Genomic DNA, 17,373 nt, shown 5'->3' on the forward strand with positions numbered 1-17,373 from the left:
TCCTGTTTTAGGATTAACATACCAAATCTGAAGTGCAAACCTCACATACAGCAATCAAATGGTTTGTTTAGTGAATGTATACCTTATATGTATATTGTTTTTCTATGTGTGATGTTGCCCGCCGTTCTTCGACAGCGTGTAAACGTCATTCGCTCAGTGTTTGCGCGATATCTTTTTGAACCTGCTGGCGTTGTTCCGGAGTCAGCACTTTGCTCAGGTCAAAGTAGTACTTCACCCGATAATAACGCGCCTGTTGTTCGATGTTGCTGAACGCGGAAAGTTGTTTCCTGACTGCGGCATCATCCCATTTTCCGGACTTGATGACGTCAATCAGCGCACCGTCTTTAACATCCTTCACTGAAATCTGGCTGACATTGGTTTCAAGCTGCTGGTGCAGCTTTTTAATCTGTACGACCTGGTCGTTGGTCAGTTTAAGATGTTGTACTACTGGATCCTGGGCTGGAACCGGAACGTTGGATACTTTTGCTGCGAGCGTGCTAAAAGAGGCACCAGCCAGGGTAGCAGCCAGCAAAGTCATGCGTACGAATTTTTTCATTTTGATATCCTGAAAAAGAATTTACGTGTGATTGTCATTTTCAGAATACGTTGCTTGAGGCATGTCGCCACGCGAATTTGTTTTGCGGTTGGTTACGGAGTGAAACAATCCCGCTACGGAAAATTTGCGCCGTAGCAGGAGAAGGCGATATCTACAGCGTGAATGCGTCGGCATCCAGCCAGGCTGGAAACTTCTCACGATACTCCCGCAGCATAGCGAGCGATAATTCTGCGTCAATCCGCGTTGCCTGATGTGGCTCGGCGGTCGCAATGATTTCACCCTGCGGATTAATAACCCGACTGTCGCCGCGATAATGATGACCATTACCGTCAGTGCCTACGCGGTTACATCCTGCTACATAAGCCTGATTTTCAATCGCTCGAGCGGTAAGCAGCGCCTGCCAGTGCACTGAGCGTGGTGCTGGCCAGTTTGCGACATATAACGCCAGGTCGTAATCATTGCGATTACGTGACCATACCGGAAAACGCAGGTCATAACAGATCAATGGCAGAATACGCCAGCCACGCCATTCAAAGATAACGCGCTCTTCGCCTGCCTGATAATACTGATGTTCATCCGCCATGCGAAACAGATGGCGTTTATCATAGAGATGAACTCGACCCTCAGGTTCAACCAGTAAAAAGCGATTTACCGGACCACGTTCTGACTGTAACGCAACGCTGCCTGCTATCAGGGCATTTGCCTGCTGCGCTTTGGTATGCATCCAGTTGACAACCTCTTCCTGCGAAAGCGATTTGGTTGCTGCATCCATTGCAAATCCACTGGTAAACATCTCAGGTAACACAATGACGTCACGTCCGTTGACGGTTTCCAGTTGTCTGTCGAAATGGCGCAGATTAGCGGGGCCATCCATCCAGATCAGTGGTTGTTGCAGCAGAGTTATTTTCAAACCAGGCACGATCGAGGCTCCTCGTTGAACATTATTTTGACACTGTAGCATGAGCTTTAACAAAAATGTGGCAATAAAAAGCCCCGCCATAAGCGGGGCTAGCAGTCGAGCATTTGCGTTATGCTGCTTCGACTTTACGCACTTTCTCTGGCAGCTTTACCGGCTGAGTCGCCAGCGCTTCAGGTTCAAAATCATCAACGTTGATACTGCGCAGACGGCTCTCTTCGGCTTTCACCAGAATCGCAGCTTCGTCTTTATCAATCAAACCTTTTGCCAGCGCATTGCGTGCCAGTTCATCCAGACGAGTAAATGGCAGGTTTTTACCTAACTCTTTACAGATACGCTGGTGGATAGGATCGGCGGCAATCACGTCCAGCAAAGCTTCTTCCAGTAAACCAACCGGGTTGTGCTCGCTTGGCGTCAGGTACTGACCGCGACCAAGACGAGAACGCGTGGCGCTTGGAATCTGCAAAATCTTCGCAACTTTATGGTCCAGCTTGTCAGACGGTGCATGATAGTGGCGCCCGGTAGGGAAAATAACCACATTCAGCAACCCGGCAACCAGGCGGTTCGGGAAGTTTTTCAGCAGGTCATCCATCGCCTGTTCAGCCTTATACAATGCATCCTGTACGCCCCAGTGAACCAGCGGCAGGTCTGCTTCGTTACGGCCTTCATCGTCATAACGCTTCAGCACGGCAGAGGCCAGGTACAGCTGACTTAATACATCGCCCAGTCGGGCTGAGATACGTTCGCGACGTTTCAGACTACCGCCCAGTACGGCCATGGATACGTCTGAGAGTAAGGCCAGGTTCGCGCTCAGACGGTTCAGGTGCTGATAGTAACGTTTAGTGGCATCGCCAGTCGGCGTGCTGCTGGTTAACCCGCGAGTCAGGCCAAGCCAGAAACTGCGCACTTTATTACTGCCAACATGACCAATGTGTTTGAACAGCAGCTTGTCGAACGCATTGACGTCGTTGCTTTGTGCGGCAGCCATCTCTTCCAGGACATAAGGATGGCAGCGAATTGCGCCCTGGCCGAAGATCATCATGCTACGGGTCAGAATGTTCGCGCCTTCAACGGTGATGGCGATAGGTGCGCCCTGATAAGCACGCGCCAGGAAGTTGCTTTCCCCAAGCATAATGCCTTTACCGCCAGTAATATCCATCGCATCGATGATTGACTGCTGTCCGCGGTGGGTACAGTGATATTTCACGATAGCTGACAGCACCGCCGGTTTTTCGCCGAGCATAATGCCGTAGGTAATCAGCGACGCAGCAGCGTCCATCACATAGGCGTTACCCGCAATACGTGCCAGTGGCTCTTCAATACCTTCCATCTTGCCGATAGAGATTTTGAACTGGCGACGAATATGGGCGTAAGCACCCGTTGCCATCGCAACAGATTTGACGCCACCTGTAGAGTTAGACGGCAGAGTAATACCGCGACCGACAGACAGGCATTCCACCAGCATACGCCAGCCCTGACCGGCCATTTTCGGTCCACCGATAATGTAATCAATCGGTACAAAAACATCTTTACCCAGCGTCGGACCGTTCTGGAACGGGACGTTCAACGGGAAGTGGCGACGACCAATTTCCACCCCAGGCGTAGACGTTGGGATCAGTGCGCAGGTAATACCCAGGTCCTCTTCACCACCCAGCAGTTTTTCTGGGTCAGAGAGTTTAAACGCCAGACCCAGCACGGTAGCGATAGGGGCCAGAGTGATATAGCGTTTGTTCCAGGTCAGGCGCATACCTAATACCTGCTGACCTTGCCATTCACCCATGCAAACTACACCGGTATCAGGAATTGCACCTGCATCGGAACCGGCTTCCGGGCTGGTCAGTGCAAAGCAAGGAATTTCCTGCCCACGCGCCAGGCGTGGCAAATAATGGTTTTTCTGCTCTTCGGTGCCGTAATGTTGCAGCAGTTCACCAGGGCCTAAGGAGTTAGGCACGCCGACAGTGATCGCCAGGATCCCGGAAACACCGGAAAGTTTCTGCAGAACGCGGGCCTGAGCATATGCGGAGAATTCCAGTCCGCCGTACTCTTTCTTAATGATCATCGCGAAGAAGCGGTGTTCTTTCAGGTAAGCCCATAATTCCGGCGGCAGATCGGCTAATTCATGGGTGATCTGGAAGTCGTTTGCCATACGGCATGCTTCTTCTACCGGACCATCAATAAAAGCCTGTTCTTCTGCCGTCAGGTGTGGCTGAGGGTAGCTGTGCAATTTTTTCCAGTCAGGTTTACCCTGGAACAGATCTCCTTCCCACCAGGTGGTACCGGCATCAATTGCCTCTTTCTCAGTACGTGACATCGGCGGCATGACTTTACGAAAACCGCGGAATACCGGTGCGGAGATCATCGATTTGCGCATCGGCGTAAAGTTAAACGGTACGAGAATAATGGCCAGAGGAACCAGCAGCCAGACCGACCACAGGCCAGCGACGCCAAGGGCCGCCGTCCAGGCGAGCAAAATTAAGCTGCTGAGGAATAAGCTCACGCGGTGATAAAACAGTACGCTGAGCAGAACAACCGTAGCGATAATACTCAAAATCATCATAACGAAAAGCTCCCTTGCTTGTAGGAGGTCTGACCACTTGTGATGATATGGTTGTAGTGTATGTGAATTCTTTTAGCAATAATTTTACAAAATAATTACAACAGGGTTCACATTGTTGCTGTTTTGGCCGGCACAAAAAATCAAAAGCCATGGGCATTCCTGTGGCTTGTACTTCTCGCTCGTAGCGCTATCCGGTACACTGCATCTTGTCATTTACATTCATGCTGAAGGATATCCTCATGTACCAGGATCTTATTCGTAACGAACTGAGCGAAGCGGCGGAAACGCTGGCTAATTTTCTTAAAGATGACGCCAATATTCACGCCATTCAGCGCGCGGCGGTCCTGTTGGCAGACAGTTTTAAAGCGGGTGGCAAGGTACTTTCCTGCGGTAACGGCGGCTCCCATTGTGATGCAATGCACTTTGCCGAAGAGCTAACCGGGCGCTATCGCGAAAACCGTCCCGGCTACCCGGCTATTGCTATCTCTGACGTCAGCCATATCTCCTGCGTCGGCAACGATTTCGGTTACGATTATATTTTCTCTCGCTATGTCGAAGCGGTGGGGCGTGAGGGTGATGTCCTGTTAGGTATTTCGACCTCAGGTAACTCTGGAAACGTGATTAAAGCGATTACCGCTGCTCGCGAGAAGGGCATGAAAGTCATTACCCTGACCGGGAAAGATGGCGGGAAAATGGCGGGTAGCGCAGATATTGAAATTCGTGTTCCGCACTTTGGTTATGCTGATCGAATTCAGGAAATTCACATTAAAGTGATTCATATCCTGATTCAGCTTATCGAAAAAGAGATGGTTAAATAACTATACCCGTCATACTTCAAGCTGCAGGTGCGTTGGCTGCACTCAGAAACCCCAGTCACATAGTTATCTATGCTCTTGGGGATTTCCTCCCTTGCCGCCTACCTGCAACTCGAATTATTTAGGGTATAGGAAGCGGTTTTATTTGCTACTTTGAATCCAAACTGGCTGCAACAATTACGCCTTCCCGCTTTAAGGCGTTTGTGGAGGTGATGTATGTGCGAACTGCTCGGGATGAGCGCCAATGTGCCAACCGATATCTGCTTTAGCTTCACCGGGCTGGTTCAGCGCGGCGGAGGTACCGGGCCGCACAAAGATGGCTGGGGTATTACGTTTTATGAAGGTAAGGGCTGCCGTACGTTTAAAGATCCGCAACCCAGTTTTAATTCGCCTATCGCCAAACTGGTACAAGACTATCCCATCAAATCCTGTTCCGTCGTTGCCCATATTCGCCAGGCAAATCGTGGTGAAGTCGCGCTGGAAAATACGCACCCTTTCACACGTGAACTGTGGGGCCGCAACTGGACCTATGCCCATAACGGGCAGCTTAGTGGTTATAAGTCACTGGCAACGGGGAATTTTCGCCCGGTCGGTGAAACCGACAGCGAGAAAGCCTTTTGCTGGCTCTTACATAAACTGGTCGAACGTTATCCTCGTACGCCTGGTAACATGGCGGCAGTGTTTAAATATATTGCGGTGCTGGCAGGGGAACTACGTAAGAAAGGCGTCTTCAACATGCTGTTGTCTGACGGGCGCTATGTGATGGCCTTCTGCTCGACCAATTTGTACTGGATTACCCGACGTGCGCCATTCGGTGTTGCTACGCTGCTTGATCAGGATGTCGAAATTGATTTTAGCTCGCAGACCACACCTAATGATGTGGTCACCGTGATCGCCACTCAGCCGCTGACGGGTAATGAAACCTGGCAAAAGATCATGCCAGGCGAGTGGGCGCTATTTTGTCTCGGGGAGCGTGTAGTTTGACGCCAATTGTGGCTGAACCACTTCGTGACTCAACGGCTTGCTGACAACGTAACGGCCATCGACGACTGACACTGTCGGTGGCTTACGTGTTTGTTCAAAGTAATCGTATCCCGGTTTTAGCTGCGTCCAGAAATCTTTGTAATACGAAAACTTATGGCGCTGCATATTCGCGTCGGTCATACGGAACGGGTAAATGCTAACCTGAACGCTGGACTGCCCGAACACCAGAGCACCGGTCACAAACTGGAAAATCTCATCAATGCCGTTGTCGGTCATTGCGTAACAGCCGACGGAAACGCAGGCACCATGGATCATCAGGTATTTACCTTCGTAACCATGAGCACGATCGTAGGCGTTGGGAAAGCCAATATTAATCGCTTTATAGAAGCGACTATCCGGCTTGAGCTGACCGCGCTGTACGCTGTAAAACCCTTCCGGACTTTTAAAATCACCCTGACGCTGTTTTGGTCCCAAGCCACCGGAATAGTTACAGATCTTGTAACTGTCGAGCAATTGATACTGTTCACCCATCTTAACGTACAGATCAAGCGTTCGTTCTTCTTTGAAGATCTGAATATAGACAGGAGATCCCATCAATTGCTGCTTATATTCTTTGCTGATTGGCGTGGTCGGGCTACTGCTGCTCAGCAAACCGGCAAATGAGACGCACGGCATCAAAAGCATCGCAAGAAAAAATGCGATTTTACGCATACTGCTTGTTCCTTGATAAAACGGTTACACACGCCAGGACGGCAAAAAGAGTCCCCAAATCAGAAAAATCTGGATTTGGAGCGCTCACATTAGCACCAAGAAAGTTTTTCGCAAGTCTCTCGTGAGGCGTTTACACCTTATACTGAAAATTGGGATTAGAAGCAGTCAGACACTGGCCTATTTTGTCGGGGCGCGGAATACGTGGAGCAAGCAGAATACATCAACGCTAATATATTGAATTAATAATATTAATTATTTAATAATCAAATATTAAAACGGTTCGATCGGCAATAGCAGTAGACTGCGACGAACGTGTTTGACCAGGTATTCTTTTTTTCATGTTTTTTGCATCCTCTCCCCGACGCTTTTTGCCGGGCCTGCTGTCTTTGTGTGTCGTGTTTTCCGTATCCTCAGCAGCCAAAGTTCAACCTTCCTTATCCGACGCGCACTTAAGCTATGCGGCGCAATTGCGTATGCGTAACCGCACCCGACTGCTGAAGCAGTATCATACACAGCTAAAAAAGCAGGCGGGTTACATTGTGGAAGGAAACGCAGAAAGCAAAAGAGCACTACGCCAGCAAAACCGTGTTCTGATTAAACAGCACCCGGAGTGGTTTCCTGGTCCGCTTAAAGCCAGCGACCATCGCTGGCAGGAACTGGCAGAGAACGACCATTTTCTCAGTAGTGATCACTTGCACAATATCACTGAGGTGGCGATTCATCGTCTTGAGCAGCAACTGGGCAAGCCTTACCAATGGGGGGGGACCAGCCCGGATGAGGGGTTTGATTGCAGTGGGTTGATTTTTTATGCCTACAATAAAATTCTGGCGGCGAAGCTACCCCGCACCGCAAATGAAATGTATCACTATCGCCGGGCGACCATTGTCTCTCATCGCGATATCCGTCGTGGCGATTTGCTGTTTTTTCATATTCACAGCCAGGATATTGCCGATCATATGGGCGTTTATTTGGGGCAGGGGCAATTCATTGAATCACCGCGTACGGGAGAAACCATTCGGGTCAGCAATTTAGCCGATCCTTTCTGGCAGGATCATTATCTCGGCGCCCGCCGTATTCTGACGGAAAACACTATCCTGTAATAAAAAAGGCGGTATTTTCATTACCGCCTGGGGAATCGTTAACTCAACGCTCCCATGATTTTTAATTCCAGTTCATCCGGGACTTCGTTGTAAGACAGCACCTGTAAGCCTGGCGCAAATAGCCGTGCGTAGCGGGCGAGCAGAGGGCGTAATTGTGGGGCGACTAACAGCACGGGTTCTTTACCCGCCGCTTTCATTTGCTCTTTAATCTGCGGCATATTGGTCTGGAACTGATTGAGCATATTCGGATCGACCGGTACGCTGTCGAGCATCACTTTTCCGCTTTGTTGCGCCTGATTGACCACATTAGAGAGCAAATTCTCCAGTTCATTATTGAGCGTATAGACAGCCAGCTCATCTTTACGGATAAACGGGTGCGTGATGCTGCGACGCAGCGCCAGACGTACATCAGCCGTCAGCAGAATGTGATCCTTCGTCACGGCACTGCTGGCGACCAGTACGGTGGCAATGGTGACGATATCGCGTAAGGATACCCCTTCGATTAGCAGCGTACGATATACCTTCAACAGCTGGCTGTAATTCAACGCCGTATTAAGATCTTCTGCCAGGCGTGGTGCCATCGATGACAGGCGGTTATGTAACTGAGTAATATCGTCATAGTTAAACAGGTCAGGGATATGCCCGCGAATAACCTTATTCACATGGGTGGCAATAACGCTGGCGCTATCGATCACCTGATACCCCATATTTAAAGCCTTTGCTTTTTGCGCAGCCGCAATCCAGGTAACGGGCATTCCATATGCCGGATCGTGTCCTAAAATGCCGTCGATCTCACCATAGGTTTCGCTGGAGGGCAGCGCCATCAACTTATCCGATGGAATATCCGCCTCATCAGCTTTAATGCCATTGATGAAAATAGCGTATTGCGTTGGTTTTAGCCTGAAGTTTTCACGGATGCGAATTTCTGGCAGCAAAACGCCATTACTGTCTGAAATAACCTGCCGCACACCGCGAATTCGTTGGGTAAGAGGATTCCCTTTTGATTTATCCACCAGCGACACCAGCTTATACCCCAGACTCAGGCTAATGGGTTCAATTAAAGGAATCGTCTCCCAGCTGACCTGTTGCTCGGTGGTTTCGGCAATGGTCTTGGTCAGCGTTTCGAGATTTTTCTCTTCGGTCTCAGCAACCTTCGGGCGTTTGCTCATGCGCCAGGCGGTGAACCCCAGCAGGGCGCTGAAAACCAGAAACGGAAAGTGGGGCATGCCCGGAACAATCGCCAGCACAAACATAATGCTGGTGGCGGTATAAAGGACGGATGGGCTTGCCAGCAACTGGCTGCGCACGTCAGTAGCAATATCGCCACTGTCGCTCACGCGCGTCACGATAATCGCCGCAGCCGTTGACAGCAGCAGAGAGGGGATTTGTGCGACCAGACCGTCACCGATGGTCATCAGTACGTATTGCTGGAATGCCGCTTCGGCACTTAAGTCATATTTAAATATCCCAATACAGACGCCGCCTATCAGGTTGATGGCCAGAATCATCATCCCGGCGATGGCGTCTCCACGGACAAACTTAGACGCGCCATCCATTGCGCCATAGAAATCGGCTTCTCCCGCCACGTCCTTACGTCGAATTTGCGCTTGTGCCTGGTTAATTAATCCTGCGTTCAGATCGGCATCAATCGCCATCTGCTTACCGGGCATGGCATCCAGCGTAAAGCGAGCCGAAACTTCGGAGATACGTTCCGCACCTTTGGTGACCACAATAAAGTTGATTGTGAACAGCGTCAGTAAGGCCGATCGTGAAAATATCGTGGCGGCACTACACGGTCAGTCAATTTTTAATGGTGGCGGTATGGCACCGTTAAACAAACTGGGTAAACAGCCGATTGCGCCGGGTGCCCAGAAGAAAAACGTCACGCCAAACAAACTGGATAAAACCACACATCCGCAAGAGACCGCGAAGGTCACAGAAGAAAACGCCAAAAAGGCGCTGGATGTAAATGAGAAAACGGTATTACTGAAGCAAAAATCGGCGCGTGAACTCGGTGAACTGGCGACCAACATCAATGCTATTGCCCGCAATGCACATATGGAAACCAATCTGGAAATGGAGATCGTTCCCCAGGGGTTGCGGGTGCTGATTAAAGATGACCAGAACCGGAATATGTTTGAACGCGGCAGTGCGAAAATTATGCCGTTCTTTAAATCATTGCTGGTTGAGCTTGCTCCTGTATTTGATTCGCTGGATAACAGGATCATCATTACCGGACATACGGATGCGATGAGTTATAAGAGCAACATCTATAACAACTGGAATCTTTCTGGCGATCGCGCATTGTCGGCCCGTCGTGTTCTGGAAGATGCCGGAATGCCTCAGGATAAAGTCATGCAGGTCAGTGCAATGGCGGATCAAATGCTGCTGGATGCGAATAATCCAGAGAGCGCAGGTAACCGCCGCATTGAGATCATGGTGTTGACGCAAAGCGCTTCCGACACGCTGTATCAGTATTTTGGTCAGCATGGAGAGAAGGTGGTGCAACCGCTGGTGGACAAGCTGGATAAGCAAAAGCAGGTGACTTCCTTGAGTCAACAACCCGTTTCTATACCTCATTAATTCTGTTCTCTGCTCCCACGCAACGTGGGGGCATTTTTTCTCAAGAGAGTCGCATGATTGCTGTAACCGATTTAATTCCCTTAGATATTCCGACCGATAGTAGTACTGATGTTACTCGTCAGGGGGCGCATTTCGACAATGTTTCCGGTATCTGGTACACCGAACCTCGTCAGCTGAATGAGGCACTTCGTGGTTATGCTTACGATACTGATGCTTTTAATATCGTGGCACCTTACTGCCTGGTGATTACATCGAAGATGCACTGTTGGAGCTGCCACCAGCCAACGCGTATTCATGGAGTGATGTTTACCCGCTTTATTAAACAAAATCAGGATGGTAAAGGCTGGCAGTCTGTGCGGCGCAATACGTTTCTCTTCCATATTAATTCTCTGCCTGATGAGATAAAAAAGAACATCAAGGCCAGCAATTACTATCTGGATAAGAGTAAAACAACCGGGCTTCGCTACTGGATGAATCATTGTGAAATTTGTGGCGAACGGTTGGGCGACTACGAGCTTTTTTGCATCGAAGATGAGGCATTTCATCAGATGACCATTGAGAGGATCCTGCGGGCAAATGTCAGAAAAGTGAATAAGCTGTTTGTCAGTTTGGCGGGCAATCCCGCGGATCATGCGCCGAAAGACGTTGTACGTTACCTGTGTGACGCTCGCTTTGTCATGAATGAACCGGAGCCAGCGTAATCCCCCGCGTAAGGCAGATTCATACTTCTCACGATACAAAAATACTGTATACTTAAACAGTGTTGTGGGAGGCGAGTTATGCGCAAAATCATACATGTCGATATGGACTGCTTTTTCGCGGCGGTGGAAATGCGCGATAACCCCGCCCTGCGTGATATTCCCATTGCTATCGGTGGGAGCCGTGAACGCAGAGGGGTCATCAGTACGGCTAATTACCCGGCGAGGAAATTTGGTGTACGCAGTGCGATGCCCACAGGAATGGCGCTAAAATTGTGTCCGCATCTCACCTTATTGCCTGGGCGCTATGAGGCTTATAAAGAAGCCTCCAGCCAGATCCAGGCTATCTTTTCGCGCTACACCTCACTCATCGAGCCTCTTTCCCTGGATGAAGCCTACCTGGATGTTACCGACAGCACCCATTGTCACGGCTCCGCCACGCTGATTGCCCACGAGATACGCCAGACGATTTTTAATGAGTTACAACTCACCGCCTCGGCGGGGATTGCACCGGTTAAGTTCCTGGCCAAAATCGCCTCAGATTTGAATAAACCCAACGGGCAATATGTGATAACCCCTGCGGATGTCCCTGAATTCATCAGAACGTTACCCCTGGGGAAAATTCCTGGCGTCGGGAAAGTTTCTGCTGCAAAACTCGAAGCCATGGGGTTGCGCACCTGCGAGGATGTACAAAAATGCGATCTGGCCATATTGCTTAAGCGTTTTGGTAAATTTGGTCGGGTGCTGTGGGAGCGCAGCCAGGGGATTGACGAACGGGATGTCAGCAATGACAGAATGCGTAAGTCAGTTGGCGTCGAGCGTACCCTCGCGGAAGACATTCATGAGTGGCCAGAGTGCGAGGCGATCATCGAACGGCTTTACCCGGAACTGGAACGACGTCTGGCGAAAGTGAAGCCGGATCTCTTCATCGCTCGCCAGGGCATTAAATTAAAGTTTAATGATTTTCAGCAGACGACGCAGGAACACGTCTGGCCGCGCTTAAATAAAGACGATTTAATTGCAACCGCGCGTAAAACCTGGGATGAGCGTCGGGGAGGGCGGGGAGTTCGGCTGGTGGGATTACACGTGACGCTGCTGGATCCGCAGCTCGAGAGACAACTGTTGTTAGGACTCTAACCTGGATTATTTGCCGGACAGAGGCGTTAACGCCGCCATCCGGCAATGTATTACAGAGAGTTATTTCGCCGGAATAGATTTCAACAGCTCAGTCAGCAGCGTCCAGTAATGGCCGACGCTTTCAATATGAACCTGTTCATCCGGGGAGTGCGGACCGGTGATGGTTGGCCCGATGGACACCATGTCCATATCCGGATACGGTTTCTTGAACAGACCGCATTCCAGACCTGCGTGGATAATCTGGATGTTCGGCGTCTTGTTGAACAGACGCTGATAGGTTTCACGCACCAGATGCATCACTGGGGAGTTAGCGTCCGGTTGCCAGCCAGGATACGCGCCTTTGGCTTCGGTTTTTGCACCAGCCAGCTTGCCCAGAGAATCCAGCATACTCACGACATAGTCTTTACCGCTGTCGATCAGCGAGCGAACCAGGCAGTGAATCTGCACGTTATCGTCAGTCATAGTGACAACGCCGACGTTCAGGGAGGTTTCCACAACGCCTTTCGCCACATCTGAATTACGGATCACACCGTTTGGTGTGGCGTTCAGCAGGCGAACAAAGGTATCGCGAGACTGAGCAGTCAGCGCGGCTTTATCATTGGCAACAGCATCCAGCAACAGAGCCAGATTCTTCTCTTTTGCTGCCAGTTCGTTTTTCAGTATGTCCTGATAAGTGTTCACCAGCGCTTTTAACGCATCGACTTTATCTGCGGCAACGGCGAGGGTAGCAAAGGCTTCACGTGGAATCGCGTTACGCAGCGTACCGCCGTTGAAATCAACCAGACGCAGATCCAGCTCTTCAGCGTGGCCTGCCAGGAAACGTACCAGCAACTTGTTAGCATTACCGAGGCCAACGTGAATTTCGCCACCGGAGTGACCACCCTTCAGACCTTTTAACGTCAGCTTAAAGCTCTGGAAACCAGCTGGAATGGCTTCACGAGATAGCGGCAGGTTAGAGGTAAAGTCGATCCCCCCGGCGCAACCCATGTAGATCTCACCTTCTTCTTCGGAGTCGGTGTTGATCAGAATGTCTGCCTGCAGCCAGTTAGCTTGCAGACCAAACGCGCCGTCCATTCCTGCTTCTTCAGTCATGGTCAGCAGAACTTCCAGCGGGCCGTGGACGACATTGTCATCAGCCAGAACCGCCAGCGCAGAGGCCATACCGATACCGTTATCTGCACCCAGAGTGGTGCCGCGGGCTTTCACCCATTCGCCGTCGATATAAGGCTGGATAGGATCTTTAGTGAAGTCGTGGACGGTGTCGTTGTTTTTCTGCGGCACCATATCCAGGTGCGCCTGCAGAACGACCGGCTTGCGGTTTTCCATTCCTGCGGTAGCGGGTTTACGAATCAGGATATTACCGACCTGATCGCGCTCGACGTGAAAACCTTTCTCTTTGGCCCAGCTCAGAATGTGTTCAGCGAGCTGCTCTTCATGATAGGACGGATGAGGAATAGAACAGATTTTAGCAAAAATATCCCACAGCGGTTGTGGAGATAATTGAGACAGTTCAGACACGTTGAGTCTCCTTGGCGATGTCCTACAAAATTGACTTGCAGGCCACAGGGTTAGCAGAATTAAAAACACCACAAGTCAGGCTTGCGAGATGCGATTGAGAATACCACTTTCTCTGCTCGCGGGTAGTATAAAGCATGCAAAAAGAGGCGTGGATTCCGCTAAACACTGGTTTTTAGTGCGTCAGATCTCTATAATCTCGCGCAACCTATTTCCCCCTCGAACACTTTTTAAGCCGTAGATAAACAGGCTGGGACACTTCACATGAGCGAAAAATACGTCGTCACCTGGGACATGTTGCAAATTCATGCACGTAAACTGGCGAGCCGCCTGATGCCTTCTGAACAATGGAAAGGCATCATTGCCGTTAGCCGTGGTGGTCTGGTGCCGGGCGCATTGCTGGCGCGTGAATTGGGTATTCGTCATGTTGATACCGTATGTATCTCCAGCTACGATCACGATAACCAGCGCGAACTGAAAGTGCTGAAGCGTGCCGAAGGTGACGGTGAAGGTTTCATCGTTATTGATGACCTCGTTGACACCGGTGGTACCGCCGTTGCCATTCGCGAAATGTACCCTAAAGCACATTTCGTCACCATCTTCGCTAAACCAGCAGGCCGCCCGCTGGTGAATGATTATGTAGTTGATATCCCTCAGGATACCTGGATTGAGCAACCGTGGGATATGGGCGTGGTGTTCGTCCCGCCAATTTCTGGTCGCTAATCAATAACGCTTTCAACGCCTGGCCATGCCGGGCGTTGTTCTTTATTAAGCCCCATCAGGTTACAATGCGCCTTAGTGAGTATTCATGGAGGCCGCAAGAATGTCACAGGCTAACCTCAGCGAAGTTCTGTTTAAACCCCGCTTCAAACACCCTGAAACGTCAACGCTTGTTCGTCGTTTTAATCACGGTGCGCAGCCGTCCGTGCAATCTGCTCTGGATGGAAAAACAATCCCGCACTGGTATCGCATGGTTAACCGTCTGATGTGGATCTGGCGTGGTGTCGATCCGCGTGAAATCCTTGAAGTGCAGGCTCGCATCGTCATGAGCGAAGCGGAGCGCACGGATAAAGAGCTCTACGACACGGTAATTGGTTACCGTGGTGGGAACTGGATATATGAGTGGGCAAAGCAGGCGATGGACTGGCAACAAAAAGCTGCCCAGGAACAGGACCCACAAATTAGCGGACGCCACTGGTTGCACGCATCCACGCTGTACAACATTGCTGCTTATCCGCATCTGAAAGGCGACGAGCTGGCAGAACAAGCTCAGGCCCTCGCGAATCGCGCCTATGAAGAGGCAGCTCAGCGCTTGCCCGGCACACTGCGTGAAATGGAGTTTGCCGTCACTGGCGGCGCGCCCATCACGGCATTTTTACATATGCCAAAAGGTGACGGTCCGTTCCCGACCGTATTGATGTGCGGTGGTCTGGATTCAATGCAAACGGACTACTACACCCTGTATGAGCGCTATTTCGCCCCACGTGGTATTGCGATGCTGACGCTGGACATGCCTTCGGTCGGATTCTCATCTAAATGGAAACTGACACAGGATTCCAGTCTGCTTCATCAGCATGTTTTAAAAGCACTGCCTAATATTCCGTGGGTGGATCATACCCGTGTAGCTGCGTTTGGTTTTCGCTTTGGCGCTAACGTGGCAGTACGCCTGGCGTATCTTGAACCTTCGCGCCTGAAAGCGGTGGCCTGCCTTGGGCCGGTGGTTCATGCGCTGCTCAGTGACCCACAGCGTCAGGCTTCTGTTCCTGAAATGTATCTTGACGTGTTGGCCAGTCGCCTGGGTATGCACGATGCCTCAGATGAAGCGCTGCGGGTTGAGCTAAATCGCTATTCATTAAAAGTACAAGGCCTGCTGGGAAGACGCTGCCCAACGCCGATGCTTTCGGGATTCTGGAAAAACGATCCGTTCAGCCCGGAAGAGGAGTCTCGCTTAATCGCATCTTCATCTTCTGACGGTAAGCTACTGGAGATCCCGTTCAATCCGGTGTATCGGAATTTTGACAAAGCGTTGCAAGAAATAACCGGGTGGATCAATCATAGATTGTGTTAATAGATTGCTAAATTTTATTGATTTGGTAAAACAGTTGCTTCACCTAAGGAGATCGCAATGACGTTACCGAGTGGGCACCCGAAAAGTAGATTGATCAAGAAATTCACCGCGCTTGGCCCGTACATCCGGGAAGGGCAGTGCGAAGATAATCGGTTTTTTTTCGATTGTCTGGCTGTTTGCGTCAACGTGAAACCCGCACCGGAGAAACGTGAATTCTGGGGCTGGTGGATGGAGCTGGAGGCACAGGAAAAACGCTTTACGTACAGCTACCAGTTTGGTTTGTTTGATAAAGACGGCAACTGGACTGCCGTGCCGATTAAAGAGACTGAAGTGGTAGAGCGGCTGGAATACACCTTGCGTGAGTTCCATGAAAAATTGCGTGGGCTGTTAACGTCGCTGAATCTGGCGCTGGAACCTGCTGACGATTTTAAGGATGAACCGGTTAAATTAACGGCATAATGAACAGTAAAATGCCGGATGGCGGCGCAACCCCATCCGGCATTTTTTATGCTATATCAGAACTGGTAGGTCATACCCACCGCGACGATATCATCGTTGTTGATGGCCAGCTTATTATCGCTATCCAGCTGGTTGATTTTATAATCAACAAATGCCGACATATTTTTGTTGAAATAATATGTTGCACCAACATCGATATAATTCACCAGATCTTCATTGCCTACGCCTTCAATATCTTTGCCTTTCGACAACACATAACCCAGTGACGGACGTAGACCAAAGTCAAATTGATACTGGACAACCGCTTCGAAGTTTTGTGTTTTGTTGGCAAAGCCACCGGAAATAGGTGTCATATTGCGTGTTTCAGAATACATTGTCGCAATATAAATATCGTTGGCATCATATTTTAAGCCCGTGGCCCAGGCTTCCGCTTTATCACCTGTCCCGCGGCTTTGCAGATTTTGCTGATTCGTACGATCGGAATTGGTGTAAGCGCCGCTGATAGCGAAATCGCTGCCGCCAAAGTCGTAGGTCACAGAAGTACCAAAACCATCACCGTTTTGTTTCTTCACATCGCGGTCCTGGTTTTTGCCCTGGTATTGCAGGGTGAGATCCAGACCATCTACAACGCCGAAGAAGTCGGTGTTACGGTAAGTCGCCAGGCCGCTGGCGCGCTTGGTCATGAAGTTATCGGTCTGCGCGGAAGAGTCGCCACCGAATTCCGGGAACATATCCGTCCACGCTTCTACGTCGTACAGCGCGCCCAGGTTACGGCCATAATCAAAGGAACCGAGATTTTTTAATTTCAGACCGGCGAAGGCCAGACGCGTTTTTTGCTGGTTTGAATCGCTTTCGGCTTTATTGCCCGCGAACTCTGCTTCCCAACGACCATAACCCGTCAGTTGATCGTTAATTTGCGTTTCGCCTTTAAAACCTAAACGGATATAGCTCTGATCGCCGTCTTTGCTGTCATAATCCGTCATGTAGTGCATGGCTTTTACCTTGCCATACAAATCCAGTTTATTCCCGTTCTTGTTATAGATTTCTGCTGCCTGTACAGATGCCGATGCAACAATACCCATCACCACTAATGCCAGAGTGCTCTTTTTCATTTTCATTCCTGATTTAAAGTACGCGCTTAAATTTTTCTGGGTGTGATCCCCGTTTAAAAACAGGATGGTTTTTATCGTCCGGGAATGAACGTTTTATGACAAAGTAAGAATATTTTTAAAAAAGGATGTTTTTTTATTTCTGTAATAAATGCGTCAAAGTCT

The 17,373-nt window shown here is 50.1% G+C and carries 15 protein-coding genes and 1 pseudogene; 9 read left to right on the forward strand and 7 right to left on the reverse strand.

Going from position 1 to position 17,373, the window contains the following annotated elements; all coding sequences use genetic code 11:
* Window positions 1-145: 145 nt before the first annotated feature.
* The 3 genes from LG384_RS04310 to fadE form a co-directional block, all read right to left on the reverse strand.
* Window positions 146-556 (reverse strand): Spy/CpxP family protein refolding chaperone, encoded by a 411-nt coding sequence (locus LG384_RS04310; protein ID WP_225760499.1) that lies wholly within the window; start codon window positions 554-556, stop codon window positions 146-148.
* Between the two features lie 151 nt (window positions 557-707).
* Entirely contained in the window at window positions 708-1,475 is a 768-nt protein-coding gene (locus LG384_RS04315; protein WP_048222014.1) for an amidohydrolase, read from the reverse strand.
* A 109-nt stretch (window positions 1,476-1,584) separates the two neighbouring features.
* Entirely contained in the window at window positions 1,585-4,029 is a 2,445-nt protein-coding gene (gene fadE, locus LG384_RS04320) for an acyl-CoA dehydrogenase FadE (protein WP_048222013.1), read from the reverse strand.
* A 239-nt stretch (window positions 4,030-4,268) separates the two neighbouring features.
* Here fadE and lpcA point away from each other — a divergent pair, with 239 nt between their 5' ends.
* Entirely contained in the window at window positions 4,269-4,847 is a 579-nt protein-coding gene (lpcA, locus tag LG384_RS04325) for a D-sedoheptulose 7-phosphate isomerase (RefSeq protein WP_045440088.1), read from the forward strand.
* A gap of 213 nt (window positions 4,848-5,060) precedes the next feature.
* Complete coding sequence (locus tag LG384_RS04330) at window positions 5,061-5,828, forward strand: class II glutamine amidotransferase (protein WP_045440090.1); 768 nt, start codon at window positions 5,061-5,063, stop codon at window positions 5,826-5,828.
* Here LG384_RS04330 and dpaA read toward each other — a convergent pair.
* Window positions 5,799-6,539, reverse strand: coding sequence for a peptidoglycan meso-diaminopimelic acid protein amidase (dpaA, locus tag LG384_RS04335; RefSeq protein WP_045440098.1), 741 nt, complete (start codon window positions 6,537-6,539; stop codon window positions 5,799-5,801). The two genes, LG384_RS04330 and dpaA, sit on opposite strands and share 30 nt — an antisense overlap.
* Before the next feature lie 338 nt (window positions 6,540-6,877).
* On the opposite strand from dpaA, the gene LG384_RS04340 reads away from it, so the two are divergent.
* Entirely contained in the window at window positions 6,878-7,639 is a 762-nt protein-coding gene (locus tag LG384_RS04340; protein WP_045440100.1) for a C40 family peptidase, read from the forward strand.
* Between the two features lie 38 nt (window positions 7,640-7,677).
* On the opposite strand, the pseudogene LG384_RS04345 reads toward LG384_RS04340, so the two are convergent.
* Window positions 7,678-9,396: pseudogene (locus LG384_RS04345) on the reverse strand (flagellar biosynthesis protein FlhA); the annotation flags it as partial.
* Here LG384_RS04345 and lafU point away from each other — a divergent pair.
* The 3 genes from lafU to dinB all read left to right on the forward strand — a co-directional run bounded on the left by lafU (window position 9,362) and on the right by dinB (window position 12,057).
* A complete protein-coding gene (gene lafU / locus LG384_RS04350; RefSeq protein WP_225760500.1) occupies window positions 9,362-10,222 on the forward strand; it encodes a putative lateral flagellar export/assembly protein LafU in 861 nt (286 codons plus the stop codon). The pseudogene LG384_RS04345 and the gene lafU sit on opposite strands and share 35 nt — an antisense overlap.
* Before the next feature lie 53 nt (window positions 10,223-10,275).
* Window positions 10,276-10,923, forward strand: a complete 648-nt coding sequence (locus LG384_RS04355) for a hypothetical protein (protein WP_045440231.1) — start codon at window positions 10,276-10,278, stop codon at window positions 10,921-10,923.
* Between the two features lie 78 nt (window positions 10,924-11,001).
* The gene (gene dinB, locus LG384_RS04360; RefSeq protein WP_045440234.1) at window positions 11,002-12,057 is read left to right on the forward strand and encodes a DNA polymerase IV; all 1,056 of its coding nucleotides are present in this window, start codon (window positions 11,002-11,004) and stop codon (window positions 12,055-12,057) included.
* 60 nt (window positions 12,058-12,117) lie between these two features.
* On the opposite strand, the gene pepD is transcribed toward dinB, so the two are convergent.
* Window positions 12,118-13,575, reverse strand: coding sequence for a cytosol nonspecific dipeptidase (pepD, locus tag LG384_RS04365; RefSeq protein WP_045440238.1), 1,458 nt, complete (start codon window positions 13,573-13,575; stop codon window positions 12,118-12,120).
* Window positions 13,576-13,836: 261 nt separating this feature from the next.
* On the opposite strand from pepD, the gene gpt reads away from it, so the two are divergent.
* The 3 genes from gpt (at window position 13,837) to crl (ending at window position 16,099) form a co-directional block, all read left to right on the forward strand.
* Window positions 13,837-14,295, forward strand: a complete 459-nt coding sequence (gene gpt, locus LG384_RS04370) for a xanthine phosphoribosyltransferase (RefSeq protein ID WP_003031380.1) — start codon at window positions 13,837-13,839, stop codon at window positions 14,293-14,295.
* A 100-nt stretch (window positions 14,296-14,395) separates the two neighbouring features.
* Window positions 14,396-15,640: an esterase FrsA gene (frsA, locus tag LG384_RS04375; RefSeq protein ID WP_045440242.1), complete on the forward strand. Its 1,245-nt coding sequence runs from the start codon at window positions 14,396-14,398 to the stop codon at window positions 15,638-15,640.
* Between the two features lie 57 nt (window positions 15,641-15,697).
* Window positions 15,698-16,099, forward strand: a complete 402-nt coding sequence (gene crl, locus LG384_RS04380; RefSeq protein WP_045440244.1) for a sigma factor-binding protein Crl — start codon at window positions 15,698-15,700, stop codon at window positions 16,097-16,099.
* A 56-nt stretch (window positions 16,100-16,155) separates the two neighbouring features.
* Here the strand turns inward: crl and phoE are convergent, their stop codons facing one another.
* Complete coding sequence (gene phoE, locus LG384_RS04385; protein WP_045440249.1) at window positions 16,156-17,211, reverse strand: phosphoporin PhoE; 1,056 nt, start codon at window positions 17,209-17,211, stop codon at window positions 16,156-16,158.
* Window positions 17,212-17,373: the final 162 nt, after the last annotated feature.

It is taken from the genome of Citrobacter sp. Marseille-Q3906 (assembly GCF_916618775.1).
GTDB classification, from domain to species: Bacteria; Pseudomonadota; Gammaproteobacteria; order Enterobacterales; family Enterobacteriaceae; genus Citrobacter; species Citrobacter murliniae.

Coding starts and splice junctions, on each gene's coding strand:
- gpt (WP_003031380.1), top strand. CDS start 13,837: ATGAGCGAAAAATACGTCGTCACCTGGGACATGTTGCAAATTCATGCA.
- LG384_RS04310 (WP_225760499.1), bottom strand. CDS start 556: ATGAAAAAATTCGTACGCATGACTTTGCTGGCTGCTACCCTGGCTGGT.
- dpaA (WP_045440098.1), bottom strand. CDS start 6,539: ATGCGTAAAATCGCATTTTTTCTTGCGATGCTTTTGATGCCGTGCGTC.
- dinB (WP_045440234.1), top strand. CDS start 11,002: ATGCGCAAAATCATACATGTCGATATGGACTGCTTTTTCGCGGCGGTG.
- frsA (WP_045440242.1), top strand. CDS start 14,396: ATGTCACAGGCTAACCTCAGCGAAGTTCTGTTTAAACCCCGCTTCAAA.
- LG384_RS04355 (WP_045440231.1), top strand. CDS start 10,276: ATGATTGCTGTAACCGATTTAATTCCCTTAGATATTCCGACCGATAGT.
- lpcA (WP_045440088.1), top strand. CDS start 4,269: ATGTACCAGGATCTTATTCGTAACGAACTGAGCGAAGCGGCGGAAACG.
- LG384_RS04330 (WP_045440090.1), top strand. CDS start 5,061: ATGTGCGAACTGCTCGGGATGAGCGCCAATGTGCCAACCGATATCTGC.
- phoE (WP_045440249.1), bottom strand. CDS start 17,211: ATGAAAAAGAGCACTCTGGCATTAGTGGTGATGGGTATTGTTGCATCG.
- crl (WP_045440244.1), top strand. CDS start 15,698: ATGACGTTACCGAGTGGGCACCCGAAAAGTAGATTGATCAAGAAATTC.
- fadE (WP_048222013.1), bottom strand. CDS start 4,029: ATGATGATTTTGAGTATTATCGCTACGGTTGTTCTGCTCAGCGTACTG.
- LG384_RS04340 (WP_045440100.1), top strand. CDS start 6,878: ATGTTTTTTGCATCCTCTCCCCGACGCTTTTTGCCGGGCCTGCTGTCT.